Origin of the sequence: Nonomuraea phyllanthi, assembly GCF_006334985.2 — a bacterium.
In the GTDB taxonomy this organism is placed as follows: Bacteria; Actinomycetota; Actinomycetes; order Streptosporangiales; family Streptosporangiaceae; genus Nonomuraea; species Nonomuraea phyllanthi.
In genome coordinates this window covers 76,613-102,063 of record NZ_VDLX02000008.1, presented here as the reverse complement: position 1 = coordinate 102,063, position 25,451 = coordinate 76,613, and the positions used below count along the sequence as shown (strand labels likewise).

20 protein-coding genes and 1 tRNA gene are annotated in these 25,451 nt (G+C 71.4%); 11 read left to right on the top strand and 10 right to left on the bottom strand.

Annotation, left to right across the window (positions count from 1 at the left end):
- Window positions 1-2 precede the first annotated feature (2 nt).
- The 3 genes from FH608_RS22160 to FH608_RS22145 form a co-directional block, all read right to left on the bottom strand.
- Window positions 3-1,250 (bottom strand): phospholipase D-like domain-containing protein, encoded by a 1,248-nt coding sequence (locus FH608_RS22160; RefSeq protein WP_139632498.1) that lies wholly within the window; start codon window positions 1,248-1,250, stop codon window positions 3-5.
- A gap of 14 nt (window positions 1,251-1,264) precedes the next feature.
- Window positions 1,265-2,263 (bottom strand): LacI family DNA-binding transcriptional regulator, encoded by a 999-nt coding sequence (locus tag FH608_RS22155; RefSeq protein WP_139632497.1) that lies wholly within the window; start codon window positions 2,261-2,263, stop codon window positions 1,265-1,267.
- Between the two features lie 121 nt (window positions 2,264-2,384).
- Entirely contained in the window at window positions 2,385-3,908 is a 1,524-nt protein-coding gene (locus tag FH608_RS22145) for an alpha-N-arabinofuranosidase (protein WP_139632496.1), read from the bottom strand.
- A gap of 239 nt (window positions 3,909-4,147) precedes the next feature.
- On the opposite strand from FH608_RS22145, the gene FH608_RS22140 reads away from it, so the two are divergent.
- A complete protein-coding gene (locus FH608_RS22140; RefSeq protein ID WP_139632495.1) occupies window positions 4,148-4,582 on the top strand; it encodes an SPW repeat protein in 435 nt (144 codons plus the stop codon).
- A 29-nt stretch (window positions 4,583-4,611) separates the two neighbouring features.
- On the opposite strand, the gene FH608_RS22135 is transcribed toward FH608_RS22140, so the two are convergent.
- Window positions 4,612-6,942: a LuxR C-terminal-related transcriptional regulator gene (locus FH608_RS22135; protein WP_139632494.1), complete on the bottom strand. Its 2,331-nt coding sequence runs from the start codon at window positions 6,940-6,942 to the stop codon at window positions 4,612-4,614.
- Window positions 6,943-7,220: 278 nt separating this feature from the next.
- Between FH608_RS22135 and FH608_RS22130 the strand changes: the two genes are divergently transcribed.
- Entirely contained in the window at window positions 7,221-8,504 is a 1,284-nt protein-coding gene (locus tag FH608_RS22130) for an ArsB/NhaD family transporter (protein ID WP_139632493.1), read from the top strand.
- Window positions 8,505-8,513: 9 nt separating this feature from the next.
- On the opposite strand, the gene FH608_RS22125 is transcribed toward FH608_RS22130, so the two are convergent.
- The 3 genes from FH608_RS22125 to FH608_RS22115 all read right to left on the bottom strand — a co-directional run bounded on the left by FH608_RS22125 (window position 8,514) and on the right by FH608_RS22115 (window position 14,759).
- Window positions 8,514-10,451: an endo-1,3-alpha-glucanase family glycosylhydrolase gene (locus tag FH608_RS22125; RefSeq protein ID WP_139632492.1), complete on the bottom strand. Its 1,938-nt coding sequence runs from the start codon at window positions 10,449-10,451 to the stop codon at window positions 8,514-8,516.
- Between the two features lie 139 nt (window positions 10,452-10,590).
- Entirely contained in the window at window positions 10,591-12,165 is a 1,575-nt protein-coding gene (locus FH608_RS22120; RefSeq protein ID WP_139632491.1) for a carbohydrate-binding protein, read from the bottom strand.
- A gap of 152 nt (window positions 12,166-12,317) precedes the next feature.
- Complete coding sequence (locus tag FH608_RS22115; RefSeq protein WP_139632490.1) at window positions 12,318-14,759, bottom strand: PEP/pyruvate-binding domain-containing protein; 2,442 nt, start codon at window positions 14,757-14,759, stop codon at window positions 12,318-12,320.
- Window positions 14,760-14,904: 145 nt separating this feature from the next.
- On the opposite strand from FH608_RS22115, the gene FH608_RS22110 reads away from it, so the two are divergent.
- Window positions 14,905-15,681, top strand: a complete 777-nt coding sequence (locus FH608_RS22110; RefSeq protein WP_139632489.1) for an Fpg/Nei family DNA glycosylase — start codon at window positions 14,905-14,907, stop codon at window positions 15,679-15,681.
- An 11-nt stretch (window positions 15,682-15,692) separates the two neighbouring features.
- Here the strand turns inward: FH608_RS22110 and FH608_RS22105 are convergent, their stop codons facing one another.
- The gene (locus FH608_RS22105) at window positions 15,693-16,391 is read right to left on the bottom strand and encodes a GntR family transcriptional regulator (protein WP_193318558.1); all 699 of its coding nucleotides are present in this window, start codon (window positions 16,389-16,391) and stop codon (window positions 15,693-15,695) included.
- A gap of 92 nt (window positions 16,392-16,483) precedes the next feature.
- Here FH608_RS22105 and FH608_RS22100 point away from each other — a divergent pair, with 92 nt between their 5' ends.
- The 8 genes from FH608_RS22100 to FH608_RS22065 are packed head-to-tail and all read left to right on the top strand — an operon-like array spanning window position 16,484 to window position 23,376.
- On the top strand, window positions 16,484-17,281 hold the full coding sequence (locus FH608_RS22100; protein WP_139632487.1) for an FAD binding domain-containing protein: 798 nt from the start codon (window positions 16,484-16,486) through the stop codon (window positions 17,279-17,281).
- 11 nt (window positions 17,282-17,292) lie between these two features.
- Complete coding sequence (locus FH608_RS22095) at window positions 17,293-17,796, top strand: (2Fe-2S)-binding protein (protein WP_139632486.1); 504 nt, start codon at window positions 17,293-17,295, stop codon at window positions 17,794-17,796.
- A complete protein-coding gene (locus FH608_RS54185) occupies window positions 17,796-19,175 on the top strand; it encodes a xanthine dehydrogenase family protein molybdopterin-binding subunit (protein ID WP_139632485.1) in 1,380 nt (459 codons plus the stop codon). The genes FH608_RS22095 and FH608_RS54185 overlap by 1 nt, the downstream gene beginning before the upstream one ends.
- Window positions 19,176-19,178: 3 nt before the next feature.
- Window positions 19,179-20,195 carry a xanthine dehydrogenase family protein molybdopterin-binding subunit gene (locus FH608_RS54180; protein ID WP_139632484.1) on the top strand — a complete coding sequence of 339 codons (1,017 nt, stop codon included), beginning with the start codon at window positions 19,179-19,181 and terminating at the stop codon, window positions 20,193-20,195.
- Window positions 20,185-21,042, top strand: coding sequence for an AAA family ATPase (locus tag FH608_RS22080; protein WP_139632483.1), 858 nt, complete (start codon window positions 20,185-20,187; stop codon window positions 21,040-21,042). The genes FH608_RS54180 and FH608_RS22080 overlap by 11 nt, the downstream gene beginning before the upstream one ends.
- Window positions 21,035-22,150, top strand: a complete 1,116-nt coding sequence (locus FH608_RS22075; RefSeq protein ID WP_139632482.1) for a vWA domain-containing protein — start codon at window positions 21,035-21,037, stop codon at window positions 22,148-22,150. Before FH608_RS22080 ends, FH608_RS22075 begins: the two co-directional genes overlap by 8 nt.
- Before the next feature lie 5 nt (window positions 22,151-22,155).
- Complete coding sequence (locus tag FH608_RS22070; protein WP_139632481.1) at window positions 22,156-23,064, top strand: amidohydrolase family protein; 909 nt, start codon at window positions 22,156-22,158, stop codon at window positions 23,062-23,064.
- A 33-nt stretch (window positions 23,065-23,097) separates the two neighbouring features.
- Window positions 23,098-23,376 carry a YciI family protein gene (locus tag FH608_RS22065; protein WP_139632480.1) on the top strand — a complete coding sequence of 93 codons (279 nt, stop codon included), beginning with the start codon at window positions 23,098-23,100 and terminating at the stop codon, window positions 23,374-23,376.
- Between the two features lie 19 nt (window positions 23,377-23,395).
- Here FH608_RS22065 and FH608_RS22060 read toward each other — a convergent pair.
- Both FH608_RS22060 and FH608_RS22050 read right to left on the bottom strand, forming a co-directional pair.
- Window positions 23,396-23,469 (bottom strand) — tRNA-Leu (locus FH608_RS22060).
- Between the two features lie 936 nt (window positions 23,470-24,405).
- Window positions 24,406-25,440 (bottom strand): mechanosensitive ion channel family protein, encoded by a 1,035-nt coding sequence (locus FH608_RS22050; RefSeq protein ID WP_139632478.1) that lies wholly within the window; start codon window positions 25,438-25,440, stop codon window positions 24,406-24,408.
- Window positions 25,441-25,451: the final 11 nt, after the last annotated feature.

Here is a 25,451-nt window from a genome sequence, read left to right as displayed (position 1 = left end):
GGTCAGCCGCGGCAGGCGCTGCGGAGGTCGTAGAACCACGACAGGTACGCGGAGTGCACGTCGCGGCCCGAGACGCGCAGCAGCGAGTCGTCGGCGTTCTCCAGGGTGGTGAAGTTCGCGCTGCCCGTGTAGACGCGGGGCGTGATGTCGTCGTCGTAATGGCCGTCGATCATCATGATCTTGGTGTGCGGCACCACCGAGCGGTCGCCCACGGTGAAGCGGCACGGCCTGACCTGGATGTACTTGCCGTTCGACGCCCGCTTGGCGAGCAGGCCGCGGATGTAGTCGGTGACCATCGTGTGCGCGGGCTCGTCGTAGAAGATGACGTCGATCCAGCAGTTCTCGCCGCGCAGCCGCAGCAGCTCGTTGGCGATCGCCACCCTGTTGCCGTTGAACGCGGTCAGCGCCAGCCGGATGTCGGTCTGGTGGCTCACCCCGTCGGCGTCCTTGTAGCCGCACTTGACGAGCTTGAGCACGTTGGCGATCGGGTCGCCGCTGGAGGACAGGCGGGGGAAGAAGTGCCCCTTGTAGGTGGAGCCGGTGGGGGTCGTCCAGAAGTAGTCGGGGTCGACCGGCTGCTTCCGCCGGGTCCGCAGGTCGTCGAAGTAGCGGACGTAGCCGTCGTACACGGTGGCGTCGGAGAGGGTGAAGGCGTCGTTGTAGGAGTTGTACAGGTACCAGTCCGACATGTTGGACGAGCTCTGGAAGACGACCTTGGGGTAGGTGACGCCGCCGGCCACGACGCTGGAGAAGGTGGCGAACTTGTCGTGCAGGTAGTTCCTGGCGATGCAGCCCCGGTCGGCGCTCTCGTTCGGGTACTCGCAGCGCACGGCCCAGGAGCCGGCCGTCTCCGTGGTGCCGAGGGCGGCGCTGAGCAGCCCGAACACGGCGTCGTTCCGGCCGTCGTCCTGGCTGTCGAGGATCACCTGGACGCCGACGCCCCGGCCGTGGGCGGCCACGAGCGCCGCGGCCACGTCGCTCGACCGGTCGCCGGGGACGAATTCGTGCATCGCGAAGCGGATCTCACCGCCCGCCGGAACGGCCTTGATGAGCCTGATGAGCTGGTCCATGACGGCCGACTGCTTGGCGCTCGGGCTGTGCGCGGTCCCCGAGTCGGCGGTCGGGTCGTTGAAGACGGGGGCGTTCATGACCGGTGGGCCGGTGACGTCGGCCGCGGCGGCGCTCGTGGGGGACACGGCCAGGGATAACGCCAGGATGAGGGCGGCGATGGCTGGTCTGTTCGCTGTCACTGCGGGGCTCCCTGTCAGCGGGTGGATTCGCGGAGCATCAGGTCGAAGGGGGCGGTGTAGGCGGCGGCCGGGCGGGACGGGTCGTCGATGCGGGCCGTCACCAGCTCGACGGCCTTGGCCGCCATCCACCGGTGGTCAGGGGCGACGGTGGACAGCGACGGCACGGTGTACGCCGCCTCCGGGATGCCGTCGAACCCCACGAGCCGGACGTCGTCAGGGACCCGCAGCCCCCGGTCGGCCAGGCCGCGCAGCACGCCCTGGGCGACGGTGTCGCTCACCGCCACCACCCCGTCGACCTCGTGGCCGGAGTCGGCCAGGCGGTGGGCCGCGGCCCGCCCGCCCGCCAGCGTCATCCCGTCGACGGCGAACCGCAGCGCCGGGTCGGCGTCGAGCCCGCGCTCGGCGAGCGCGGCGAGGTAGCCGTGGTAGCGGCGGGTCACCACGTTGACGCCGTCGAGGGCGGCGCCGGTGACGATCGCGATGCGGCGGCACCCCCGGTCGATCAGGTGGGCGGTCGCCGCCTTGGTGCCTTCCTCGTTGGGCATGGCGACGTGGTCGAAGCGCGCGGAGAAGTCCTGCTCGCCGAGCATGACGATCGGGTAGTCGCCGCCGGACAGCCGCGAGTCGCCGGGGTCGAGCCCGACCGCGCTGAGAATCAGCCCGTCGAACTGCAGCTTGTGCGAGTGGGCGATGGCGTCGATCTCCCCGGCCGCGCCCGCGCCGGTCTCCTCGATCGCGACGTGGAAGCCGCGCTCCTTGGCCTGGGCGATCACGTGGGTGGCGAGATGGCCGAAGTAGGGCCGGTCGATCTCGGGGACGGCCAGCCCGATGACGCCGGTCCGCCCGGACCTGAGGGTCCGGGCGGAGACGTTGATGCGGTAGCCGGACTGGCGGATGGCCTCCAGCACGCGGCGGCGGACCTGGTCGCTGACCCCTGCGCGGTCGTTGATGACGTTGGAGACCGTCATCGTCGACACCCCGGACAGCTTGGCGACGTCGCTCATGGTGACCATGCCGCTCCTCAGGTCTTCGCCCCTTCGATCGGGTCGGGCCGACCCGGCCGATTCCCCGACTGCGGTCGCCGCCGGCTCCGAGCTTACTGCGCCTTCCGGCGTGGGCGCCCGCCGCGAGCCGTCACGCGAGGCGGGCCTCCACGGTGACGAAGGAGTGGGCGGGCAGGTGCACCCGCAGCCCCGCCTCGGTCCGCGTGACCTGCTCGTGGGTACGGGGCGCGACGGCGGCGGGCGTCTCGGGGGTGTTGTGGGTCCGCAGCGACCCGGCGGTCAGGATCCGGGAGCCGACCTCGCCCGCGCGGCCCCCGCGCAGGTCCAGCTCGACGTCGGCGGCCTCGTCCGCGTCCAGGTTGGACAGCGAGACGAGCACGGTGTCGTCCTTGCGGCTGGCCGACAGCGAGACGGTGGTCAGGGTGTCGGACCCGACCTCGCGCGACGGCAGGCCGGACAGGAGGTCGACGCGGAGCGAGGCGGCGTCCTGGTGCCCCTTGTTCATCTCGAACACGTGGTACGTGGGCGTGAGCACGAGCGCCTTGGACTCGGGATCGGTCAGGATCATCGCCTGCAGCACGTTGACCGTCTGGGCGATGTTGGCCATCACGAGGCGGTCGGCGTGGCGGTGGAAGATGTCGAAGTGCAGGCTCGCCACGAGCGCGTCGCGCAGCGTGTTCTGCTGGTAGAGGAAGCCCGGGTTGGTGCCCGGCTCGACGTTCCACCAGGTGCCCCACTCGTCCAGCACCAGGCCCACGTTCCTGCCGGGGTCGTAGCAGTCCATGACGTTGGCGTGGCCGGTGATCAGCTCGTCCACCCGGGCGGCCTGGACCATGGTGCGGTAGTGGTCGTCGGTGCCGAACGCCGTGGCGTCGCCCTTGTCCTGCCAGGTGCCGGGGATCGTGTAGTAGTGGAAGGACACCGCCTGCATGAACGCCGCCGGGCGGTACGCGCAGCCGAGCTCGCCGAGCTGCTTCATGAGCGTCTCGGTCCAGGCGTAGTCGCCGGAGTTGGCGCCGGCGGCGACGCGGTAGAGCTTGTTGCCGCCGTGGTCGCGGCAGTAGGTGCCGAAGCGGCGCGCCTCGGCGGCGTACTGCTGGGCGGTCATGTTGCCGCCGCAGCCCCACGCCTCGTTGCCGAGCCCCCAGAACGGCACCTTCCACGGCCGCTCGCGGCCGTTGGCCTTGCGCAGCCGCACCATCGGGGAGTCGCCGTCGCGGGTGAGGTATTCGACCCAGTCGCTCATCTCCTTGACGGTGCCGGAGCCGACGTTGCCGCTGATGTACGGCTCCGCGCCGAGCAGCTCGCACAGCGCCATGAACTCGTGGGTGCCGAAGTGGTTGTTCTCCTCGACGTTGCCCCAATGGGTGTTGACCATGACCGGCCGCCGCTCCTTGGGGCCGATGCCGTCCATCCAGTGGTACTCGTCGGCGAAGCAGCCGCCGGGCCAGCGCAGGTTGGGGATGTTCAGCGCGCGCAGCGCCTCCACCACGTCGAGCCGGATCCCGCCCGCGTTCGGCAGGTCGCTGTCCTCGCCCACGTAGAAGCCGCCGTAGATGCACCGGCCCAGATGCTCGGCGAAGTGGCCGTACAGGTGCCTGCTGATCGTGGGGCCTTTGACGTCGACATTGATGACGGCGGACACGGTGCTCATGGGGGCACCCCTCTCATAACGGCATGCAGCGCGCTACTTTATCGTTAAAAAGAATCTTGTCAAGCGTCCTGGGAGCCGGCCAAGAGGAGAGAAGGTATCGGCCGCCAGGTCCAGGCGACACCCAAGCAGAGCTAAGGGATTTGACGAAACGTTACGGTGACATGGGGTAACCGCACAGGCCGCACGGGCATCAGATCACTATCCACACCTCTACGCGAGAACGAAAGGTGGTGTGCGACATGGCTGACCGTTCGACGTTCGATATGGGACAGCACCCTGACATAGCCGAGCTGCGCGCTCGCTACGACAAGGTGGCGCAGAGCCCGTCAGGGCAGTCCGTAAGCGGGCTGACCTTTCTGAGCGGCCTCTATCTCGCCATCTCACCATGGGTGGTGGGCTTCTTCGGGCGCACGAATCTCACCGTCAACAATCTGATCACCGGGATCGCCCTGGCGCTGCTGGCGGCCGGGACCGCGTCAGCCTACGGCCGCATGCACGGGCTCACCTGGGTCATGCCGATCATCGGGGTCTGGACGATCATCACGCCATGGGTGCTGGCACCGCACTCCGCCGGCACCGGCGCGCTCATCAGCAACGTCGTCACCGGGGCGGTCATCATCGCCTGCGGACTCGCGATGGCGTCGCTGGGGATGATGTCCACCCACCGGCGCTGACCACCGGGGGCCGGGCGGCACGGACGCGGTCAGCAGGAGCCCGACCGGCTTTCCCGCGATCCCCGCACGACCTGCCCGGCCCAGCTCTTGGCCACCTGCGACCGCGAGGTGAAGTTCAGCTTGCGCAGGATGTTCTCGACGTGGCACTCGGCGGTGCGCTGCGAGATGACCAGGGTCTCGGCGATCTCCTTGTTGCTCAGCCCGCGCGCGACCAGCTCGGCGATCTCCCGTTCCCTGCGGGTCAGGACGGAGGCCGGGTCGGAGCCCGGGCGGCGCCCCCTCCCGGCGGTCTCGGGCCTGTCATTCAGCGCGAACGCGGCGACCTGGTCGAGGGTGAGCCCGCGGCCCCGGTCGAAGGCCGCCCTGTACGTGCCCTCCCGAAGGTGCTCGCGCAGGCAGGACTCGCACCGCTCGTGCGCTCCCGCCAGGTGCCGCAGGCCGGACAGCGACGTCCCGATCGAGCGCCAGAGCATGTGGGCCGCGCCGAGCATCTGGGCGGCCTGCTCGTACCGTTCGCCGTCGGCCAGGATCCAGGCCAGCGCCTCCACGCCCTGGGCGAGGCCCAGATGGTCGTTGCAGCGCAGCTTCAGGCGCAGCGACTCCCGCATCATGGTCACGGCCTGCCGCTGGGCGCCCCGCCGCCGCCGGTCCAGGGCCGCGGCCCACAGCGCGTACGACACCGACCACTCCGCCTCGGCGCCCCGGGCCGTCTTCAGCGCCTCCTCGCACAGCTCCGTGGCACGCCGGTCCTCCGTGAGCACGGCGGCCATCGCCAGCTGGTAGAGCACGACCCAGGCGTGCCCCCACTCGCCGAGCGCGCGGCGGCGGGCGAGCGCGTCCTCCAGGAGCGCGAAGGCCCGCGCGAACTCCCCCGCCTGCAGCGCCGCGAAGCCGGTGACGTGCGCCACCCCGGCGAGCTCGGCCTCGTCGCCGAACCGCTCCGCCAGCGCCCGGCACTCCTCCAGCAGCGGCCCGGCGGCGCCGCCGTCACCGCGCAGCAGCACCAGCCAGGCGTCCACCCACAGCGCCTTGGCCCGCACCGCGCACGCCTCGGGCGCGCGGGCCAGCGCCCGCTCCAGCCAGAGATGCCCCTCGCTGGGAGAGCTCCACGACAGCCGGTGGCTCCACATCGCGGCGGCGATCTCCAGCGCCGCCCCGGCCTCGCCCGGCTCGTCCAGGCAGAACTCCAGCGCGGCCCGCACGTTGCCCTGCTCCTGGACGAGGCAGGCCAGCCAGTCCATCTGGTGCTCGCCGAACCACTCCGCCTCGGAACGGACGGCCAGGTCCCGGCACCAGTCGCGGTGGCGCCGCCGCAGCGCCACGTCCCGGCCGGAGGCGGCGAGCCGCTCCGCGCCGTACTCGCTCAACGTGTCCAGCATCTCGAACCGCACGGCGGCGTCCTTGCGGCGGCGGCGCACGATCGATTTGTCCACCAGCCGGGCGACCAGGTCGAGCACGTGCTCCCGGGCGATCCCGTCGCCCGAGCACACGGCCTCGGCGGCGTCCAGGCAGCAACCGCCGGAGAAGACCGACAGCCGCTCCCACAGCCTGCGCTCCTCCTCGGAGCACAGGTCGTAGCTCCAGTCGAGCAGCGCCCGGAGCGTCTTCTGCCGGGCCGGCGCGGTCGTGGGGCCCGTGGTCAGCAGGCGGAACCGGTCGTCGAGACGTTTCAGTATCTGCTCCACGGACAGCACCTGCACGCGCACCGCCGCGAGCTCGATGGCCAGCGGGATGCCGTCCAGGCGCCGGCACAGCCGCACCACCGCCGCGCAGTTGGCGTCGTTGACGGTGAAATCGTGCACGACGGCCGCGGCCCGGTCCTCGAACAGCCGCACCGCCTCGTTGCGCAGCGCGTCCTCGGCCGACGTCCCGGCCGCCTCCGGCACGGTCAGCGGCGGGACGTCGAGCACCCGCTCCCCCGCGACCCGCAGCGCCTGCCGGCTGGTCGCCAGGACGCGCAGCTCCGGCGCCATGGCGAGCAGGTCGCCCGCCAGCGCCGCGCACGGACCGGGCAGGTGCTCGCAGTTGTCCAGCACCAGCAAAGAGCGCTTGTCGTGCAGGTATCCGGCCAGGGAGTCCAGGTCGCGCCGCGGGCAGCCGACCGCGGCCGCCACCGTCTCGGTGAGCAGGCCGCCCTCCGGCAGCGGGGACAGATCGACCATCCACCGGCCGTCGCGGAAGTCCTGGGACATCTCCGCGGCGATCCGCAGCGCCAGCCGCGTCTTGCCGACGCCCCCGACCCCGACCAGCGTCAGCATCCTGCTCCCCGCGAGCGCCTGCCTGCCCTCGGCGATCTCCCGCCTCCGGCCGACGAAGCTGGTGAGCTCAAGCGGCAGATTCCCGGCGCGTGACCGCGCCACCGGCCCCATAGCACCACTTCCCGACTCGCCGGGCTACATCTCGCAGATCTTCTTTGTTGTCATACCCGCACCAGGCAATCGCCTGGCCTGACGCAGGCAAACCCTGCTTGGGACCGCGGGCGGGACAGGCGGGAACGCGGCGATCCCGTCCTCCTTGATACGTTGTGAACAGGTGCGCCGGGAAGTCTGGTCGGCAGGTCCTCATCCCCCCTTTGAGCGAAGGATGTGCTGATGCGCGCCCCAGACGTGGCCACCGGACTCCCCGCGGTGCCCGCCGCATGAACGCGCTCGCCTGGCTCAGCGTGGCGGTCTTCCTCGCCGCGTACACCCTGATCGCCACCGAGAAGGTGCACCGGGTGGCCGCCGCGCTCGGCGGCGCCGGCATCATGCTGCTCATCCACGCCACCGGCGCGCGGTCGGCGTTCTTCTCCGAGCACGCCGGGATCGACTGGAACGTCATCTTCCTGCTGCTCGGCATGATGATCATCGTCGGCGTGCTGAAGGAGACCGGGGTCTTCGAATACCTCGCCATCTGGGCCGCCAAACGCGCCCGCGGCCGGCCGTTCCGGCTGATGGTGCTGCTGGTGCTGATCACCGCGACCGCCTCGGCGCTGCTCGACAACGTGACCACCGTGCTGCTGATCGCACCCGTGACGTTCCTGGTGTGCGAGCGGCTCGCCGTCAACCCCGTGCCGTTCCTCATCGCCGAGGCGATGGCCTCCAACATCGGCGGCGCGGCCACCCTCGTCGGCGACCCGCCGAACATCATCATCGCCAGCCGGGGCGGCCTGACCTTCAACGACTTCCTCGTGCACATGGCGCCCATGGTCATCGTGCTCATGGCGGTGTTCGTCGGGCTGTGCCGGCTGATGTTCGGCCACATGTTCCACTACGACCCGGAACGCGCCTCCTCCGTCATGGCGCTGGACGAGAAGGAGGCCATCTCCGACCGGCGCCTGCTCTGGCAGTCGCTCGCCGTCCTCGCGCTCGTGATGGCCGCGTTCGTGATGCACCCGGTGCTGCACTACGAGCCGTCGGTGGTGGCCCTGCTCGGCGCGGGCGTCCTCGTGGCGGCCACCAGGGTACGCACCGAGCAGGCCCTCGCCGAGGTCGAGTGGCCCACGCTCGTGTTCTTCGCCGGCCTGTTCGTCATGGTCGGCGGCCTCGTCGAGACCGGGGTCATCGAAGAACTGTCCGGAGCCGCCGTCGCCGCCACCGCCGGCCGGCCCGAGCTGACCACCATGGGGCTGCTCGGCGCCTCGGCCGCCCTGTCGGCCATCGTGGACAACATCCCGTACGTCGCCACGATGAGCCCCATCGTCGAGCAGCTCGTCCAGGCCGACGGCGGCCACCACGCGCTGTGGTGGGCGCTGGCGTTCGGCGCCGACCTCGGCGGCAACGCCACCGCGGTCGGCGCCGCCGCCAACGTGGTCGTGCTCGGCATCGCCGCGCGCAACGGCACCCCGATCAGCTTCTGGCAGTTCACCAGGTACGGACTGATCGTCACGGCCGTCACCGTCACGCTCGTCGCGCCCTACCTGTGGCTGCGCTACCTGCTGTGAACCGGGCGGTCAGGAGCGGCCGCTGGAGACCGCGCGGTAGTGCAGGTCCTGCACGTACGGCGTCGCGCTCACCGCGTACGGCGAGCTCACCTCCGCCACCGCCCCGCCACCGCGCGAGACCGACGCGGAGACCGAGCCCGGCCGGAGCGGCAGCGTCCTGGCCGACACCCCCGCCGGCGCGGTGTACGTCTGGACGGACCCGCCGATCGTGACGCTCACCGTCGCGGACCCGGTGAGCATGGTGAGCACCTCGACCGTGTCACGGCCCGCCGTGCTGCCGCTGCGCAGTTTCATCAGCTTGGTCTCCGGGTAGCTCGGCTGGGCCGCCACCGGCTGCACCCGGTGCGTCACGTACGCCACGTCCTTCGTCAGCTGCGGGCAGCCGAGCTTGAAGCACGTCAGGTAGTAGGCGTTGATGTCCAGGTAGGTCCAGCCGGCGTTCCTGGACGGGGCGAACTGGGTGTTCTCCGAGTAGTCGTTCCAGGTCGTGAGCTGCACCCACTCCGCGCCGCCGTCGATGGCGCCCTTCCAGGTGACCCGCAGGTTCTCCGTGTTGCCGGCCTCGTCGTAGATGCCCTGGTTGGGCCGCTCGTCCTGGACGGACACCGGCTGCATCCAGATCTTGCCCATGTCGTGCGCGCGGCCGATGTTCGTCGTCAGCGACGAGTTGGCCGCCGGGTTGCGGCCGCCCCAGTTGGCGAAGCCGTAGCTGATCGGCGCGAACGCGTCACGGTACCTGTTGAAGTCCAGGAAGCACGGCACCAGCGCGACCTCGATGCCGTGCTCGGTCCTCATCGTCTCCATCCAGTCCGACCACCAGGCGGCGGTGCGGGCCTCGGCCTTGAACGGCGCCACGACCAGCCGGCCGTCACCGAGCCGGTACACCGAGTCCGAGGCCGCGAGCTGCGCCATGGCCGAGGCGAAGGCGTCGCTGCCGGCCGAGGCCAGGCCGTTCATGTCGGGCATGAGCACGATCGAGAAGCCGGGGTCCACGTTCTCCGCCGCCGTGATCAGTTTCTGCACCCGCGTCCAGTGCGCGCTGGTCAGCGACAGGATGTCGACGGTGAAGCCGTCCAGCCCCGCCGCGACGGCCTGGCGCACCTCGGTCTCGAAGTCGGCCAGCGCCCAGTCGCCGCCGAGCGGGTCGCGGCCGAGCGGCCGGTCGCGGAGCAGGCCGCCGTACGCCGCGTGCTTGCCGCTCTCGCCGTCCGGGTTGAGGTAGTTCCTGGCGTAGTAGTCGTTCGCGGGCGCCTGGTTGTCCAGCGACACCGGGTACGGCGTGAAGTAGTGGGCGAACACCTTCTTGCCCGAGGCGCGCAGCTGCGCGGTGCTCGGCAGGGTGAACGGCAGCGGCCCGGCGGCGGGAGCCTCGGTGTAGGTGACCGTCAGCCGGGGACCGCGATCCCCGCTGGCCCGCGAGGAGTGCAGGACCGTCGGCGTGGCGTCGGCCTGCGTGAGCGCGAACGAGAACGTCCCGTTCCCGGTGACGGCGGAGCTGACGTCCAGCGTGGCCGTCGCGTTCTGCGCGAAGCCGGTGTGCGAGCCGAGCGTCCCGCCCAGCGCCGGACGGGTGTTCCAGGTGGTGGCCGACTCGCTCCAGTCGCCGGTCACCGTACGGGCCGTGACCGTGGTGTCGGTGGTCCTGGCCGAGGTGACCTCTATGGTGGCGTGCACGTTCGCCACGTTCTGCGGCAGGCCGGTGACCTGGAATCTGACCAGGGCGATGCGCTGGCCGACGGACGAGCCGTTGCACGCGTCGCCGCAGACGCTCATCCACTCCGCGGTGGCGAAGCTCTTGGCGGGTTCGGCCTGGCTGATGAACACGTCGTCCGCGGCGGTGAAGCCCGCGCTGACAGGCTCGGCGGCCGACGCCGGCACCGGCGCGGCCACCGCGGTCACGGCGACGAGTCCCGCTGCCGCCACCAGCGCGCGTAAACGGTTGAGCATGGAGTGTCCTTGGTTCGGGGACAGGGCCTCCACATTCAGCCACAGCCGACACCGCATGATCAACCTACTGACGCCAGCGCCTTTACAAAGTAGATCATGGTGCCCGCCCCTGGGGGGGTTCAGGGGCGGGCAGGTGGTGCTACGGCGTCACCGGGGTGCCGCCGAAGGTCACGACGAGGCGGCCGTCCGAGGCGAAGGACCAGCGCAGGGCCCCCGAGTAGGAGGAGCAGCGCGACCCGTTCGAGCCGGACCAGAACTGGTTGGAGCCGTCCGCATCACCGATGATCCGGTCGTTGCTGCCGCTGCCGCTGCGGCAGGACGTGTTGCCGCGGAACACCGAGCTGCCGCCGTCGAAGGAGAAGTTGCGCTCGCTGTTGTCGATGCTCACGTTGTCCGAGATCGTCATCGTGCCGAGGTTGCGGTTGTAGGTGAACCCGTGCTTGCCGTTGCGGTAGGCGATGTTGCGCCGGATCACGTGGTTGACGCCGATGTCCTCGCCGCCCAGCTTGAAGCCGTTGCGGTCGCCGGCGCCGGCCTGGCCGCCGTCGCTGAGGGTGCCGTTGTCGTAGGACAGGGAGTCCTCGATGGTCACCGCGCCGATGGGGCCCGTGTCCGTCTTGGTGTACAGGTCCCAGCCGTCGTCGATGTTGTTGTGCGAGACGGCGTAGCGGAACACGTTGCCGGGGCCGGAGGTGAGCTTGGCGGCGAAGCCGTCGGCGTCCTCGCCGTCGGAGTCGACGTTGTCGTGCGACTCCGAGCTCAGCACCAGGTTCCGCGCCGGCCACTGGTCGTGGGGGGTGTCGGAGGAGATCCGCGAGATCTGCAGGCCCGAGTCGCGGTTGTAGCGCGTCACCGTGCGCTCGATGATGTTGTCGCTGCCGCCGACGAAGATGCCGTTGTCGCCGGCGTGCTCCACGACGAGGCCGTACAGGTGCCAGTACGAGCCGTTCAGGGCCAGCCCGCGGTTGGACGAGCTCTCGCTCTGGGCGGAGAAGTTCAGCACCGGGGTCTCGCCGGGGTAGGCCGACAGCGTCTTGCGGGCGCCGGAGGTGCCGTTGTTGCCCGGCGCGATGGTGACCGTCTGCGAGAAGTCGTAGCGGCCGCCGCGGGCGTAGATCGTGCCGCCGGCGGCGACGCGCGTGATCGCGGAGGTGAGCGTCGTCGGGTCCGACTGCGTCCCGGACGCGCCGTCCTGACCGTTCGGCGCCACGTAGAGCGTGTCACCCGTCGGCGGCGGTGTCGTGCCGCCCGTCTCGACGTCGATGTAGTCGATGTTGGGCAGGCCGTTCGAGGTGGTCGGGTTGAACCGGATGGTGTTGCTCCCCGACCTCACCTGCACGGTGAGCGTCGTGGTGGTCCAGTTGGTCCACGAGCCGGTGCCCGCGTACGGGACCTGCTGCGAGGTCGAGCCGTTGACGATCAGGTCGGCGGGCCGGGAGCTCGACGTGCCGTTGGCGAACCGCACGCCGATCGTGGCCGTACCATCCGCGCCGGCGTTGACGGTGAACTGGGCGTAGGCGCCGGTGGCGTTGGTGCCGTTGCAGAAACCGCTGCCCGAATACCCGGAGTGGTCGCTGTCGATGGTGCCGCTGCAGACCGCGGACGAGCTCTCCGCCTCGTACCGGGTCGACGCGGCGTGCGCGGTGGATTGTGACAGTGCGGCGAACGTGCCGGCCACCAGGCCGGCGCACGCGAGGACGGCTTTCAGGCGCATGATCCTTCTCCGATGGTGTTGGAACGGCAGCCCGGGCTCGGAAACCACCGTCACCGTAGGAAAGCGCTTTCCCGCTGTCAACTGTCCGTGAAACTTTCAGCCCTCGCCTTCGGTGCTCGCCGAGCGCCTCGGCGACGCCGTCCGGACCGCCGTCAGCCGCCGTCCTCCTCCAACCGCACGGTGCCCGCGCTCCCGTCGACCGTGATCAGCTGCCCGGTCCTGATCTCCTGCGTGGCGTCCCTGACGCAGATGACGGCCGGGATGCCGTACTCCCTGGCGACGGTGGGCCCGTGCGCCACCGGCGAACCGGTCTCCGTCACCAGCCCCGCCGCCGTCATGAACAGCGGCGTCCAGCCGGGGTCCGTCGTGGGGGCCACGAGGATCTCGCCCGGCTCGATGTGGGCTCCGGACGGGTCGCGGATCACCCGCGCGCGGCCGGTCGCCCGCCCGGCGGCTCCGGCCATCCCGGTCAGCACCCCGTCCTCCACGGGTCCCCGCGGGGCGAGCGCCTCCACGTCGGTCCCGTCCGACAGCAGGGCGCCCGGCACGGTGGGCCGCCGCAGCTCCCGCTCGTACTCGGCGCGCCGCGCCGCGGCCAGGGCCCGGTGGTCGGCCCCGTGGAGCACGGCGGCGCGGGCCTCGACCAGGTCGAGGAACATGATGTCGTCGCCGCGCTCCAGCAGGCCGCGCTCGGCCAGGTCGGCTCCCACCAGCAGGAGCTGCCGGCGGGCCGCCTGGAGCGCCGGCAGCCAGGCGAACTTCGCGATCTCCCGGAGTCCGGTGAGCTTGCGCGAGCGGCGCAGGAGGAACGCCGCGAGCCGGCCCCGCACCGGACGGGCGCGCCGCGCCCGCCGGGACAGCGTCTCGACCATCGCCTCCGCCTTCGCGGCGGCCCGCGCGAAGCGCCGGTCGGGGGCCTGCTCGGGGTCGTCGACGCGGAGATAGTTGGCGATGGAGGCCAGCAGCGGCGCCGGGTCCTCCGCCCAGCGGGGCATGCCGACGTCGATCTCGGCCGCCGCGCGCATGCCGTACTTCTCCAGGAACCCGGCCAGCCCGATGTCGGGCAGCTCGCCGGCGCGGTACCTCGCGGCGAGCTCGTCCGGCGGCGTGCCGAGGAACAGCTCGCGGTGCTCGCGCGCGTTCATCGCGAGCCGCCAGAGGGCGAGGTCCATCTCGGTGGTGACGTTGTGCGGCATCCCGCCGAGTACGGTGTCCAGCTCCTCGTCCGTCGCGACGCCGGCGAGCAGCGCCGACGGGGCCGTGCCCGCGATCATTCCGGCCATCAGCGGCCAGACGATTCCCGCCATGTCGATGGTCATGACCGCCCGGTGGGAGTCCTGGATGACCCAGCGCAGCCGCTCCGCCGTGGTGGCCGGCTCCGCGGGCCCGGCCGTTTGCCGCCGGATCTCCTCGATGCCGCGGTAGGCCTGGAGGCGCGCGGCGTCGGGGCGGGCCAGGCTCGACACGAGCCCGGCGATGGCCCGCGGCAGGAAGATCACCGTCCCCCTGGCCATGGTGCCGAGACGGAACGGCAGTCCCGGCCGCGGGGCGAACCGCGGGTCGTCCAGCATGCGCTCGACGGCGCTCTGCACGCGCGGGCCGTACACCTCCAGCGACGCCCCCAGCCGCTTGCGCACGGACGCGCTGCGCATGAAGTCGGTCAGGTCGAAGTAGAGCCGCCCGCCGATGGTGACCAGCCTCGGCATCGGGTCACGCGGGTCCACCCTGGCGCCCGCGACCTTGAACCACTGGCCGGCCGCCAGCTTGAGTAACGACACCCCCATCGGGGTGGCGGGCCGCAGCATGCCCTGGATGTGGCCGAGCTCGAGGTAGAGCCGCGTGTCCTGGGTCCGCGGCGGGGCCGGGAACAGGGTCGTGACCGGCCGCGACTGCAGCAGCCACAGCGTGCCGTCCGCGTCGATCGCCCACTCGACGTCCTGCGGCGTCCCGAAGTGCTCCTGCAGCCGCAGCCCGGCGGCGCGCAGCTCCTCGAGCTGCGCCCTGCTCAGGCAGCCCTCGCCGTCCGGCACGTCCGGTGACCGGTGGCCGAGGACGTAGTGGTCGGGGACGACGGTGCCCTCGACGATGGCGGTGCCGAGCCCGGGGGCGGCGTCGATGACCACCTCGGTGCGGCAGCCGGTGACCGGGTTGGCGGTGAACAGGACGCCGGCGGTCACCGGGTCGATCATGCGCTGCACCACCACGGCCATCGCGGCCTCGTCGATGCCGGCCGCGGCGCGGTAGGCCACCGCCCGTTCGGTGTGCAGGGACTCCCAGCAGTCGCGGACCGCGCCGATGAGCGGCCCGGCGCCCTCGACGTTGAGGTAGGTGTCCTGCTGGCCGGCGAAGCTGGCGTCCGGCAGGTCCTCGGCGGTGGCGGAGGACCGTACGGCCACGCGCCCGCCGCCGAGCCGCTCGTAGGCGGCGATCACCTCTTTCTCCGGCAGGTCGCGGGAGGCGTACGACTCGACGGTCAGGCAGAAGCCGTCCGGTACGCGCTCACCGGCCTTGATCATCTCGCCGAGCCCCGCGGCCTTGCCGCCCACCAGATCGATCATGGAGGAGTCGATCTCCGACAGCCGGATCAGTTTCATCCCACATCTCCTCGCGGCCTTCGCGGTGGATCCTCGTAACGTTCGTCCGCTCTGACTCCACAGTGCCACCTACCGGTCGGCTCCGGGCATCCTTCATCATCGCGACATCGCGTGAGGGAACGGGCCGGGCGGGCAGGGTGTCCTCATGCCCGAGCTCCCCGACGTGGAGGGCTTCCGCCGGGTGCTGTCCGAGCACACCGGCAAGCCGATCAGGGCCGTGCGCGTCCGCGACCCCGGCGTGCTGCGCGGCATCAGCGCCCGGCGGCTGGCCGGCGCGCTGCGAGGACACCGGTTCGAGCGGCCGCGGCGGCACGGCAAGTGGCTGATCGCGCCCGCCGGCGAGCCGGTGCTGCTGCTGCACTTCGGGATGACCGGGTCGCTGTCCTGGCACTCCCCCGGCGAGCCGTGGCACCGGCACGACCGGGTGGCCTGGCGGTTCGACGACGGGGAGCTGCGCTTCCGCGACATGCGCAAGCTCCAGGGCATCCGCCTGGCCGGCGACGAGGCCCAGGCCGAGCGGGTGCTCGCCGGGCTCGGCCCGGACGCGCGCGAGGTGTCGCGCCGCCGCTTCGGCGAGCTGCTGTCACGCCGCCGGGGGCGGCTCAAGTCGGTGCTGACCGACCAGGCGGTCCTCGCGGGGCTGGGCAACCTGCTCGCCGACGAGATCTGCTGGCGCGCCCGGATCGACCCCCGGCGGGCCGCGGCGGACCTGGACGAAGCGGAACGCGACACGCTGTACGGGGCGATGCGCCGGGTCCTGCGGGAGTCGGTCAAGGCCGGACGCGTGCCCCCGCGCGGCACCTGGCTCACCGGCGCCCGCGACGAGCCGCACGCCCCCTGCCCGCGCTGCGGCACGCCCCTGTCGAGCCGCCGCATCGCCGGCCGTACGACGGTCTGGTGCCCCCGCTGCCAGCCGCGCTGACGGCGCCGGCGTCAGGCGTCCCTGGCCTGGGGTCTCGGCGTCCCGTACGGGTCGTGCGGCGTGTCGGCGTAGGCCCACTGGTGGTCGCGGGCGTGGCGGCAGGCCGCCTCGACGTCACCGGCGCGCATGACGTCCAGCAGCTCGCGGTGCTCGCCGGCGACCCGCACGAGCTCCGGCCCGGTGACCATCAGGGCGATGGCCGTGCGCGCCTCGATCTGCAGCGCCTCCCAGGCACGGGTCAGCAGCCGGTTGCCGCCGGCCTGCATGACGTGCCGGTGGAAGCGCGCGCTGGCCAGGCCGATGCCGTGCACGTCGTCGCCCCGGGCGCAGCGGTACATCTCCTCGACCGCCTCCCCCAGCAGGTCGAAGGGGAGGGTTCCGGCCAGCATGGCGAGCCGCGTCGCGGTCTCCTCGAGCGCCGCGCGCACGATGTACGCCTCGCGGATCGTCTGCTCGGCGAAGGGAAGCACCCGGCTGCCGTGACGCGGCTGGCTCTCGATGAGGCCGAGGCCCTCGAGCTGCCGGAGCGCCTCCCGCACCGGCGCCTGGCTCGTCCCGAACTCGCCGGCGATCTTCGTCTCGATCAGCCGGTCACCCTCGCCGAGCTCGCCGGAGACGATCCGTCGCAGCAGACCGTCGCGGATCTGCCGGCTCAGGGTCGGCCGCGTGGAGCGCGGGGCGGCGGGCGGGCTCCCCATGGGTTCCGGCACCAAGCCTCCTGTGACGTTGGGGCCCAGAGGGGCCCTTGACTCTTCGATCATGCCATCTATGCTCATTATCGATATCGATAATTGGAGCGCCAATGGTGATATCGGTTCAGACTCCTGACAGCGCCGAGGCCGCTCACGCGGCGCTTCAAGCGGGGGCCGTGCCCCTCGGCGGCGGCACCCATCTGATGACCCGCCTGAATGATCGGGCCGGCGGCGACCTGCGGCTGGTCAGCCTGCGGAGGGCGGGATTGTCCGGAATCGGCGTCGACGGCGCCACCGTGACCCTGGGAGCGGCCACCACGCTCGCGGACCTCGAGGACGACGCTCGGTTGAGCTACCTGTCCGGGTGCGTGCGCTCGATCGCCTCCCCTCCGGTCCGCAACCTCGCCACCGTGGCCGGCAACCTCTTCGTGCCGCAGCCGTACGGCGACCTGGCGGCGGCTCTCCTGGCCCTCGACGCGGAGCTCGACGTGCTCGGCGCCGGCGGCGCGCGCCGCGAGCCGCTCGAACAGGTCGTCACCGGCGGCCTGCGGGCGGATGACCTGGTGACCGCTGTCCGGTTCACCGCCCCGGCGCAGAGCGCGTTCCGGTTCTACAAGGCGGCCCGGCGACGTCTCAACTCGGGATCCATCGTCACGGTGGCGGCCCGGATCACCGTCGAGGACGGCCTGGTCGGCGACGTCCGCCTCGTGCTCGGCGGCCTCGCGCGCCGGCTGGTGCGGGCGACCGGCGCCGAGCGCGTGCTGCTGGGCGCGCCGCTGAACGCCGAGACCGTCGCCCGGGCGGCCGAAGCGGACGCCATCGAGCCGGTCGACGACGCCTACGCCTCCGCGTGGTACCGGGCTCGCGTCTACCCCGTCCACCTGCGTCGCGCCCTGCTCGGGGCCTGAAAGGGGATCGTATGCCCTCGAGGATCGTCACGCTCAAGCTGAACGGCGCCGAGCGCGAGCTGATCGCCCGGCCTTCCACGACGTTGCTGGACGCCCTGCGCGAGACGTTCGGGCTGACCGGGGCCAAGCGCGGCTGCGCGCAAGGCGGCTGCGGCAGCTGCACGGTGCTGCTGGACGGCCGGCCCGTGGTCTCCTGCCTGATCCCCGTCGTCACGGTCGACGGCTCCACCGTGGACACGATCGAGGGTCTGGCCGACGGCGACCGGCTCGACGACGTGCAGCAGGCGTTCGTCGACCACTTCGCGACGCAGTGCGGCTTCTGCACCCCCGGGATGATCATGTCCGCGACGGCACTGCTCGACCGGAAGCCGGATCCGACCCGCCAGGAGGTCACCGAGGCGATCTGCGGCAACGTCTGCCGCTGCACCGGATACGAGCCGATCATCACCGCCGTCCTCGCCGCCGCGGAACACCGCCGCGGCGTCCCGCTCGCGTCCGCGGAGGCCGAGGTCTGATGGCGCGCCTCACCCCGATCGACAACGCGTACTTCGACGGCGAGCGTACGGGCGACTTCACCGTCATCGGCTCCGCGGTCCAGCGCTCGGACGCCCGCGGTCACGTCACCGGCCGCACGGTCTTCTTCGAGGACATGTCGCTGCCCGACATGACGCACGTCAAGATCCACCGGTCCACGCGGCACCACGCCCGCATCAACCGGGTCGACGTCTCCGGCGCCCTGGAGGTGCCGGGCGTGCTCCGCGTCATCACCCACGAGGACGTGCCGAACAACTGGTACGTCGTCCTGCGCCTGATCGGCGTGGGACCCGACGACGAGCCCGTCCTGGCCGAGGACCGCGTCCTCTACCGCGGCGAGCCGATCGTCGCCGTGGTCGCCGAGACCGAGGACGCCGCCCGCGAGGGCGCGGCCCGCGTCGTGGTCGACTACACCGACCTGCCCGCCGTGCTCGACGTCGAGGAGGCGCTGGCCGACGGGGCCCCGATCATCAAGCAGGCGGGCACCAACCACTTCGTGTACGAGGGACATCACTGCCGCCGGGTCCGCTTCGGCGACGTCGAACGGGGGTTCGCCGAGGCGGACCGCATCATCGAGGGCCGCTACAGCTCCTCGCCGATCGAGCACGCGCCGACGGAGCCGACCGGCTGCATCGTCGTCCCCCAGGGCGACGGCCGGCTGCGCATCCACACCAACACCCAGGCCGCGTTCTTCACCCTCGACAACACCGCGCTCATCCTCGGCGTCCCGCCCACCAGCCTGCGCGTCGTCGGGGGCACCGTCGGGGGCGGCTTCGGCGGCAAGGTCGACGTCATCGTCGAGCCGCTCGCCTGCATCGCCGCCATGCTCACCGGCCGGCCCGCCAAGTACGTCTACAGCCGCGCCGAGGAGATGCAGGTGTCGTCCACGCGCGCGGCCGAGCGCATCGTCATCAAGGACGGCGTCATGGACGACGGCCGGATCGTCGCCCGCAAGATCACGCTCTACGTGGACGCGGGCGCCTACTCCCGGCACAGCCCGTACGGCACCACCAAGGCGGCGGCGCACATGCCCGGCCCGTACACGATCCCGAACGTCCACGTCGACGCCTACTGCGTCTACACGAACCGGACACCGTCCAGCGCGATGCGCGGGTTCGGCGTCACGATCGGCGACTTCGCGCTGGAGTCGCACATGGACCGCATCGCCCGGGAGCTGGGCATGGACCCGCTGCGGCTGCGCCTCAAGAACGCCTACCGCGACGGTGACATGAAGGCGCACCGCAAGATCGCGTCCGGCACGGCGCTGGTCGAGGTGATCCAGAGCGCCGCCGACCTGGTGGGGCACGACCTCCCGCCGGAGTATCGGGCGATGTCGTCGGCCGAGCGAGCGGAGGGCTGAACGATGGCGTTACGGCAGGGACGCGGATACGCGGCCGTCAACTACCCGACCGGGATGAACCTCGGCGGCGACCCGTCGCAGGCGCTCGTCCACGCCACCACGATGGGCGGATTCGTCGTCACGCTCTCGTCGGTGGACCTCGGCCAGGGGCTGCGGACCGTCATCGCCCAGTGCGCGGCGGAGACGCTCGGCCTCCCGATCGAGAACATCATCGTCGACACCGCCGACACGGACACCGGCCCGCACTGCATGGGCACGTTCGCCAGCCGCGGCACCCACCGTGTCGGCAACGCCGTGATCATGGCGGCGCGCGAGGCCAGGGACGTCATGCTCCAGGTCGCCGCCGACGAGCTGGAGGTCGACGCGGAGGACCTGGAGACCGACGGCACGGGCTTCATCCGCCTCAAGGGATCGTCGGAGAAGAAGATCCACGTCAGCGACGTCGCGCTCGCCGCGCACTTCCGGCAGGGCCGGACCATCTCCGGCCGGGGCATCTTCCTCAAGGAGCCGAGCACCCCGGTGCCGGAGACCGGCGAGATGGACCCCGACTCCTGCCAGGCGCACGCGTGCACGGTGGCCGAGGTCGAGGTCGACGACGAGACCGGCGTGATCGAGGTGCTGCGGCTCTACAACACGTACGAGATCGGCCGGGCGCTCAACCCGGCCATCGCGACCCAGCAGGTGGAGGGCGGCGCCTGGATGGGCCTGTCGCACGCCCTGTTCGAGTCGACCGAGCCCTACTATCCGCACTCGCGCGAGCACGGCCCCGTCGACTTCACCGAGTACCTGATGCCGGGGCCGGCCGACATCCCGGCGCAGACGAGCCTGTTCCTCGAACGGCCCGCCGCCGACGGGCCGTTCGGGGCCAAGGGCATCGGCGAGATGACGGCGAACGCGCCGATCCCCGCGATCGCCAACGCCGTGTACGACGCGGTCGGCGTACGGCTGACGAGCATGCCGTTCACGCCTGAGAAGGTGCTGCGCGGACTCGACGAGCTGCGGGCCGGCCGTGCCGGCTGATCAGGACGAGCTGGACCGGCGCCTGGCCGCGGAGGGCTACCTCGCCGACGAGGGCCTGCTCACCGCCGTCCACCTGGCCGGCGTGCTCGGCCTTCCGCTGCTTCTGGAGGGCGAGCCGGGGGTCGGCAAGACGGAGATCGCGAACGTCCTGGCCCGGGTCCTCGGCCGGGAGCTGATCCGGCTGCAGTGCTACGAAGGGCTGGACGCCTCCCAGGCCCTGTACGAGTGGGACTACCCCAAGCAGCTGCTGTCCCTGCGGGCCGCCGAGGTGGAGGGGCGCGGCGTCGGCGACCTGTACCGCGAGGAGTTCCTGCTGCAGCGCCCGCTGCTGCGGTCGCTGCGGGCGGCGTCCGGCGCGGTGCTCCTGATCGACGAGATCGACCGCGCGGACAGCGAGTTCGAGGCGTTCCTCCTGGAGTTCCTCGGCGACTTCCAGATCACCGTCCCGGAGATCGGCACCATCAGGGCGGCGAACCCCCCGTTCGTCGTCCTCACCTCGAACCGGACCCGCGAGCTGCACGACGCGCTCAAACGCCGGTGCCTCTACCACTGGATCCCCTTCCCCGACGCCGAACGGGAGCGGGCGATCCTCCGGGCTCAGGCCCCCGGCCTGGACGACCGGAGCGCCGCCCGCCTCGTGGCCGCCGTGCACCGGATCCGCGGGCTGGCGCTGCTGAAGCGCCCGGGCATCGCGGAGTCGGTCTCCTGGGCCCTCGGCGTGCAGGCGCTGGCCCGCGAGGGTTCGAGCTGGCTGGAGGCGATGCGCCGGTCCGCCGGGCTGCTCGTCAAGCACGAGGAGGACCTGGCCCTCGTCGGCCGCCACGCCGCGGAGGTGTTCCGTGAGTGAGCGGTCCCTCGTCGAGCGCATCGGCGATCACGTGCACGGGTTCCTGCGGGACCTGAACGATCAGGGCCTGCGCGTACCGGTGCCCCGGCAGCGCGTCTTCCTCCAGGCGATCGAGGCCGCCGGCCCGCGCGACGCCACGCACCTCTACTGGCTCGGGGCGGCCACGCTCACCGCCTCCCCCGAGGACCTGGAGGTGTACTCCCCCACGTTCGAGCGCTGGTTCGGGGCGGTCCCCGCACGCCCCGTCCGCGAGCGGGAATCCCCCGACGACGAGACCCCCGCGCCGCGCGGGCAGGGGGACGAGGCTCCCTTCACTGCGGCGACCGGCGGGGAGGCTGGCCTCAAGGCCAGCTACTCGGAGCATCAGAGACGCCCGGTGTTCGGCCCCGCGAGCGAGGACGAGCGGGCGGTGCTCTCCCTGCTGCGGCGCGAACTGCCCGGCGCGGTGCCGACGGTACGGTCACGCCGCCGCCGGCCCGGCCGGCGAGGGCCGTGGATCGACCTCGCCAGGGCCTGCCGCGAGTCCTGGCGCGGCCACGGCGAGATCGTCGCGCTGCCACGGCGGACCCGTCCGCGGCGGCAGCGCCGCGTGCTGCTGCTCATCGACGTGTCGGGGTCGATGAAGCAGCACAGCGCCGCCTACCTCCGCCTCGCCCACGCCGTGGTCGGCCGCCTCGACCGCGCCGAGGTGTTCACCTTCGGCACCCGGCTGACCCGCGTCACCGAGCCGCTGCGGGCACGCGACGTCGACACGGCCGTCGGCTCGCTGAGCGAGGTCGTGCTGGACGCCGAGGGCGGGACGCGGATCGGCGTCGCGCTCCAGGAGTTCCTCTCCAACCCCCGGCATGTCACGGTGGCGCGCGGCGCCCTGGTGATCGTGCTCTCGGACGGCCTGGAACGCGGCGACTGCCGGCCCATGGAGGCGGCCGTCCGCCGGCTGTCGCTGCTGAGCCACCGGCTGCTGTGGTGGTCGCCGCTCGCCTGCGACCCGGCCTACCGGCCGGTCACCCGCGGCATGTCCGCCGTGCTCGGCAGCGTGGACGCGCTCGCCGGCGTACGCGACCTGCGCACGGCGTACGCGCAGGTACAGACCTTGGGGAGGGAGTGATCGCCATGCCGGACGCGACCCGTTACACGGGCGACATCGTCGACGCGCACCACCACATCTGGCGGGCCCGGGACCTGCCGTGGCTGTCAGGCCCGATGGTGCCGCGGATCTTCGGGCCCTACGAGCCGATCAGGCGGGACTATCCGATCGGCGAGTACATCGCCGACGCCACGGCCTCGGGCATCGGCGCGTCGGTCTACGTGCAGACGAACTGGCCGCTCGACCGCGTCGTCGACGAGGTCCGGTGGCTGCACGAGGTCCACCAGGAGGTGGGCTGGCCGATGGCCGTCGTCGGAGCGGCCGACATGTTCGACGAGCGCACCCCGGAGATCCTCCGGCGGCAGGCCGCCATCACGCCGCTGGTCCGCGGGACCCGGCAGCAACTGCACTGGCACGAGCGCCCGGAGTTCCGCTTCGCCACCGCGCCCGACCGCATGAAGGACCCGGTCCTCCGCAAGAACGTCGGCGCCCTCGCCGACCTCGGCTGGCTGTTCGAGCTGCAGGTCTTTCCCGAGCAGATGCCGGACGCGGTGGAGTTCGCGGCCGCCTTCCCCGACGTCACCTTCGTCCTCGTGCACGCGGGCATGCTCATCGGCCCCGAGTACCTCGAGCCGTGGCGGGCCGGGATGGCCGCCCTGGCCGAGCTGCCGAACGTCGTCGTCAAGCTCACCGGGCAGGGCACCTTCGTCCACCGCGTGGACCCCGACCTCATCTCGTCCGTCGCCCGCGAGGTGCTCGGCTGGTTCGGCGCCGGCCGGGCCATGTTCGGCACCAACTTCCCGGTCGAGAAGATCTGGACCACGATGCCCGAGCTGGTCGGCGCGTGGAAGGACGCGCTGGCCCGCCTCCCGCCCGCCGACCAGCACGCCGTCTTCGCCGGGACCGCACGGCGGGTGTACGGGCTGCCCGGCTGACCTGAAACCACCGGATCCAAGGAGTATTTCGGCATGGCACTGTTCGTCCTGACCTACGGCTACAACGACACCCCGCTGCGAGCGGAGCACCGCGAGGACCATCTCGCCCACCTGAACAAGCTCCAGGAGCAGGGCAGCGTCGTCGCGGCCGGCCCCTACGCGGACCTGACGGCCGGCATGATCGTCCTGCGGGCCGAGGACGAGGCCGCGGCGCAGGCGCTCGTCGACCAGGACCCCTACACGCGACTGGAGGTCACCAAGGATCGCAGCCTGCGCGAGTGGCGGGTGACGGTCGGCTCGCTCTCCTCGTAGCGCCGGACGACCGCCGGGGTGCCGCCCCAGGGAGTCGAACCCTGAACCTCCGCCTCCTGAGGGCGGCGCCTCTGCCGGTTGGGCCAGAGCGGCTGGGCCCCGGGCGTGGCTGGCGTGGGCCGGCCCGGGGCGTGGGCCGGGTCCGGCCGGGGGTCGCCAATCCCTCCGGCCAGGCCGTGGCCCGCGGCCCTTTCCCTTCAGGGCCGTCGTCTGTATGGAGCGTGCTTGCTAGGTGTCCGTTGACCGGGCATAGGTCGCCGTTTGGGTGTGGCAGTTCGGACAGAGAAAGCACAGGTTCTCCGCCCTGCAGTCCAACCTGTCACCGTTGATGTGCTCCACCTGAAGGCAGAGAGGCTCTCCCATCCACTCCGGCCCTTGCCCACATCGCGTGCATTTGTGAGGCATGCCGCTCTCCAGGAGAGCTCGGCGAAGCTGATATGTACGGGCTCGGAACGAGCCTGGCGGCATTATGACGAGGATTTCCTCCGGAGGCTTTCTGTTGACAGGACCACCCCCCAGAGCACGACGTTGCTCAAAGTGAGAGGTGTCGAGCTTCAGTCGCTTGATCCGACGCGAGAGCCATGCATGACTGCCTCCGGCGGCTTGATAACCGCCCTTTCGCAGGACCTCACTGACGGAGAATGACTCTGCCACCAGTTTGGCGATTGTCTCGTCGTCCACCTTGGCACGACTTCGCCCATAGGACGTGATATTGAAAATATGTCGCGTATCCAAGCCCGCTTCGTCGGCATGACGGAGAATGCCCCGAATAGCGCTGTGGCTAGCTAAACCAAGCCGACGCGCCAGGTCCCTCCGACTTGTTGCCAGTGGCAACTCACGTACAAGATCTTCCATTGACCATTTTCGATGACCCACCGAAGAAGTATATAGAGCGCGACGACGAGAGCAGCCGCCTTATCGGATGCAATACATCCCGGAGCTCCAATCCTTGAGGTTCTTCCGGTACCTGACTATCCCTACAGTAAACCGGTGGTCGATGCCGTGCCACATATTTATGGGCGCACGCGTTCACGGGCGTACGCGGAAACCGGGCAGCGAATCCGGGTGGTTGTCCCTGATGTAATTGACCAGGAACTCGCGGACGTCGCACTTGAGGTCCCACGCGGACGCCGAGTCGGCGGCGCTCATGAGGGCGCGCACTTCCACCAGGCCGTTGGGCAGCACGTCGGTGACCTGGAGCGTCCAGTCCTTCTGGTCCCACAGGGGGTTGCCCTGGAGGAACTCGTACAGCACCTCCCGCAGTTTCGGGACCGGCACCGACCAGTCCACGCGCAGCATGACGACGGCGAGGACCCGGCTGCCGTGCCGGGTCCAGTTCTCGAACGGGTGCTGGGTGAAGTACGACACCGGCAGGACGAGGCGGCGCTCGTCCCACAGGCGCAGGACGACGTAGGTGAGCGTCAGTTCCTCGATCCTGCCCCATTCGTTCTCCACCACGACCACGTCGTCGAGCCGGAGCGCGTCGCTGAAGGCGAGCTGGAGCCCGGCCACGGCGTTGCCGATGGTGGGCTGGGCGGCGATGCCGACGATGGCGCCCGCGATGCCGGCCGAGGCCAGGATGCCCGCTCCGAGCGCGCGGACCTGGGGGAAGGAGAAGAGCATGGCGCCGAGCGCGATCACGATGATGGCCGCGGCGGCGATGCGGCGGACCAGCCCTATCTGGGTCCTGATCCGCCGCGCCCTGCGGTTGCGCTCGCCCTCGACCTGGACCAGCCGGTCGAGGACGGCGTCCGTCAGCGCGTACGCGGCCTGCACGATCAGCCAGGTGACGGCGCCGATCGTGACGAGGCCGAGCACCCGCTCCACGGTGGCGGCGAGGTTGCGCTCGCCCGGGGCCGAGCCGAACATCCCGGGCCCGAGGACGAGGTTGACGGCCACCACGACCGCCACCGTGAACGCGGGCCACGTGCAGTGCTCCACCAGGTGCTGGGCGGGCGCCCACTTGCGGCCGACCCTGTTGAGAACCCTCCGCACCAGCTCGACCGCGAGGATCGACCCGGCCACCGCGATCACGAGAATCAGCCAGCCCGCCGGAGACTGCACGCCCTATGCCC

Excerpts from the sequence above, each read along its gene's own strand:
- FH608_RS22155 (WP_139632497.1), bottom strand. The coding sequence starts at position 2,263 with ATGGTCACCATGAGCGACGTCGCCAAGCTGTCCGGGGTGTCGACGATG.
- FH608_RS22145 (WP_139632496.1), bottom strand. The coding sequence starts at position 3,908 with ATGAGCACCGTGTCCGCCGTCATCAATGTCGACGTCAAAGGCCCCACG.
- FH608_RS22140 (WP_139632495.1), top strand. The coding sequence starts at position 4,148 with ATGGCTGACCGTTCGACGTTCGATATGGGACAGCACCCTGACATAGCC.
- FH608_RS22130 (WP_139632493.1), top strand. The coding sequence starts at position 7,221 with ATGAACGCGCTCGCCTGGCTCAGCGTGGCGGTCTTCCTCGCCGCGTAC.
- FH608_RS22125 (WP_139632492.1), bottom strand. The coding sequence starts at position 10,451 with ATGCTCAACCGTTTACGCGCGCTGGTGGCGGCAGCGGGACTCGTCGCC.
- FH608_RS22120 (WP_139632491.1), bottom strand. The coding sequence starts at position 12,165 with ATGCGCCTGAAAGCCGTCCTCGCGTGCGCCGGCCTGGTGGCCGGCACG.
- FH608_RS22115 (WP_139632490.1), bottom strand. The coding sequence starts at position 14,759 with ATGAAACTGATCCGGCTGTCGGAGATCGACTCCTCCATGATCGATCTG.
- FH608_RS22110 (WP_139632489.1), top strand. The coding sequence starts at position 14,905 with ATGCCCGAGCTCCCCGACGTGGAGGGCTTCCGCCGGGTGCTGTCCGAG.
- FH608_RS22100 (WP_139632487.1), top strand. The coding sequence starts at position 16,484 with ATGGTGATATCGGTTCAGACTCCTGACAGCGCCGAGGCCGCTCACGCG.
- FH608_RS22095 (WP_139632486.1), top strand. The coding sequence starts at position 17,293 with ATGCCCTCGAGGATCGTCACGCTCAAGCTGAACGGCGCCGAGCGCGAG.
- FH608_RS54185 (WP_139632485.1), top strand. The coding sequence starts at position 17,796 with ATGGCGCGCCTCACCCCGATCGACAACGCGTACTTCGACGGCGAGCGT.
- FH608_RS54180 (WP_139632484.1), top strand. The coding sequence starts at position 19,179 with ATGGCGTTACGGCAGGGACGCGGATACGCGGCCGTCAACTACCCGACC.
- FH608_RS22070 (WP_139632481.1), top strand. The coding sequence starts at position 22,156 with ATGCCGGACGCGACCCGTTACACGGGCGACATCGTCGACGCGCACCAC.
- FH608_RS22065 (WP_139632480.1), top strand. The coding sequence starts at position 23,098 with ATGGCACTGTTCGTCCTGACCTACGGCTACAACGACACCCCGCTGCGA.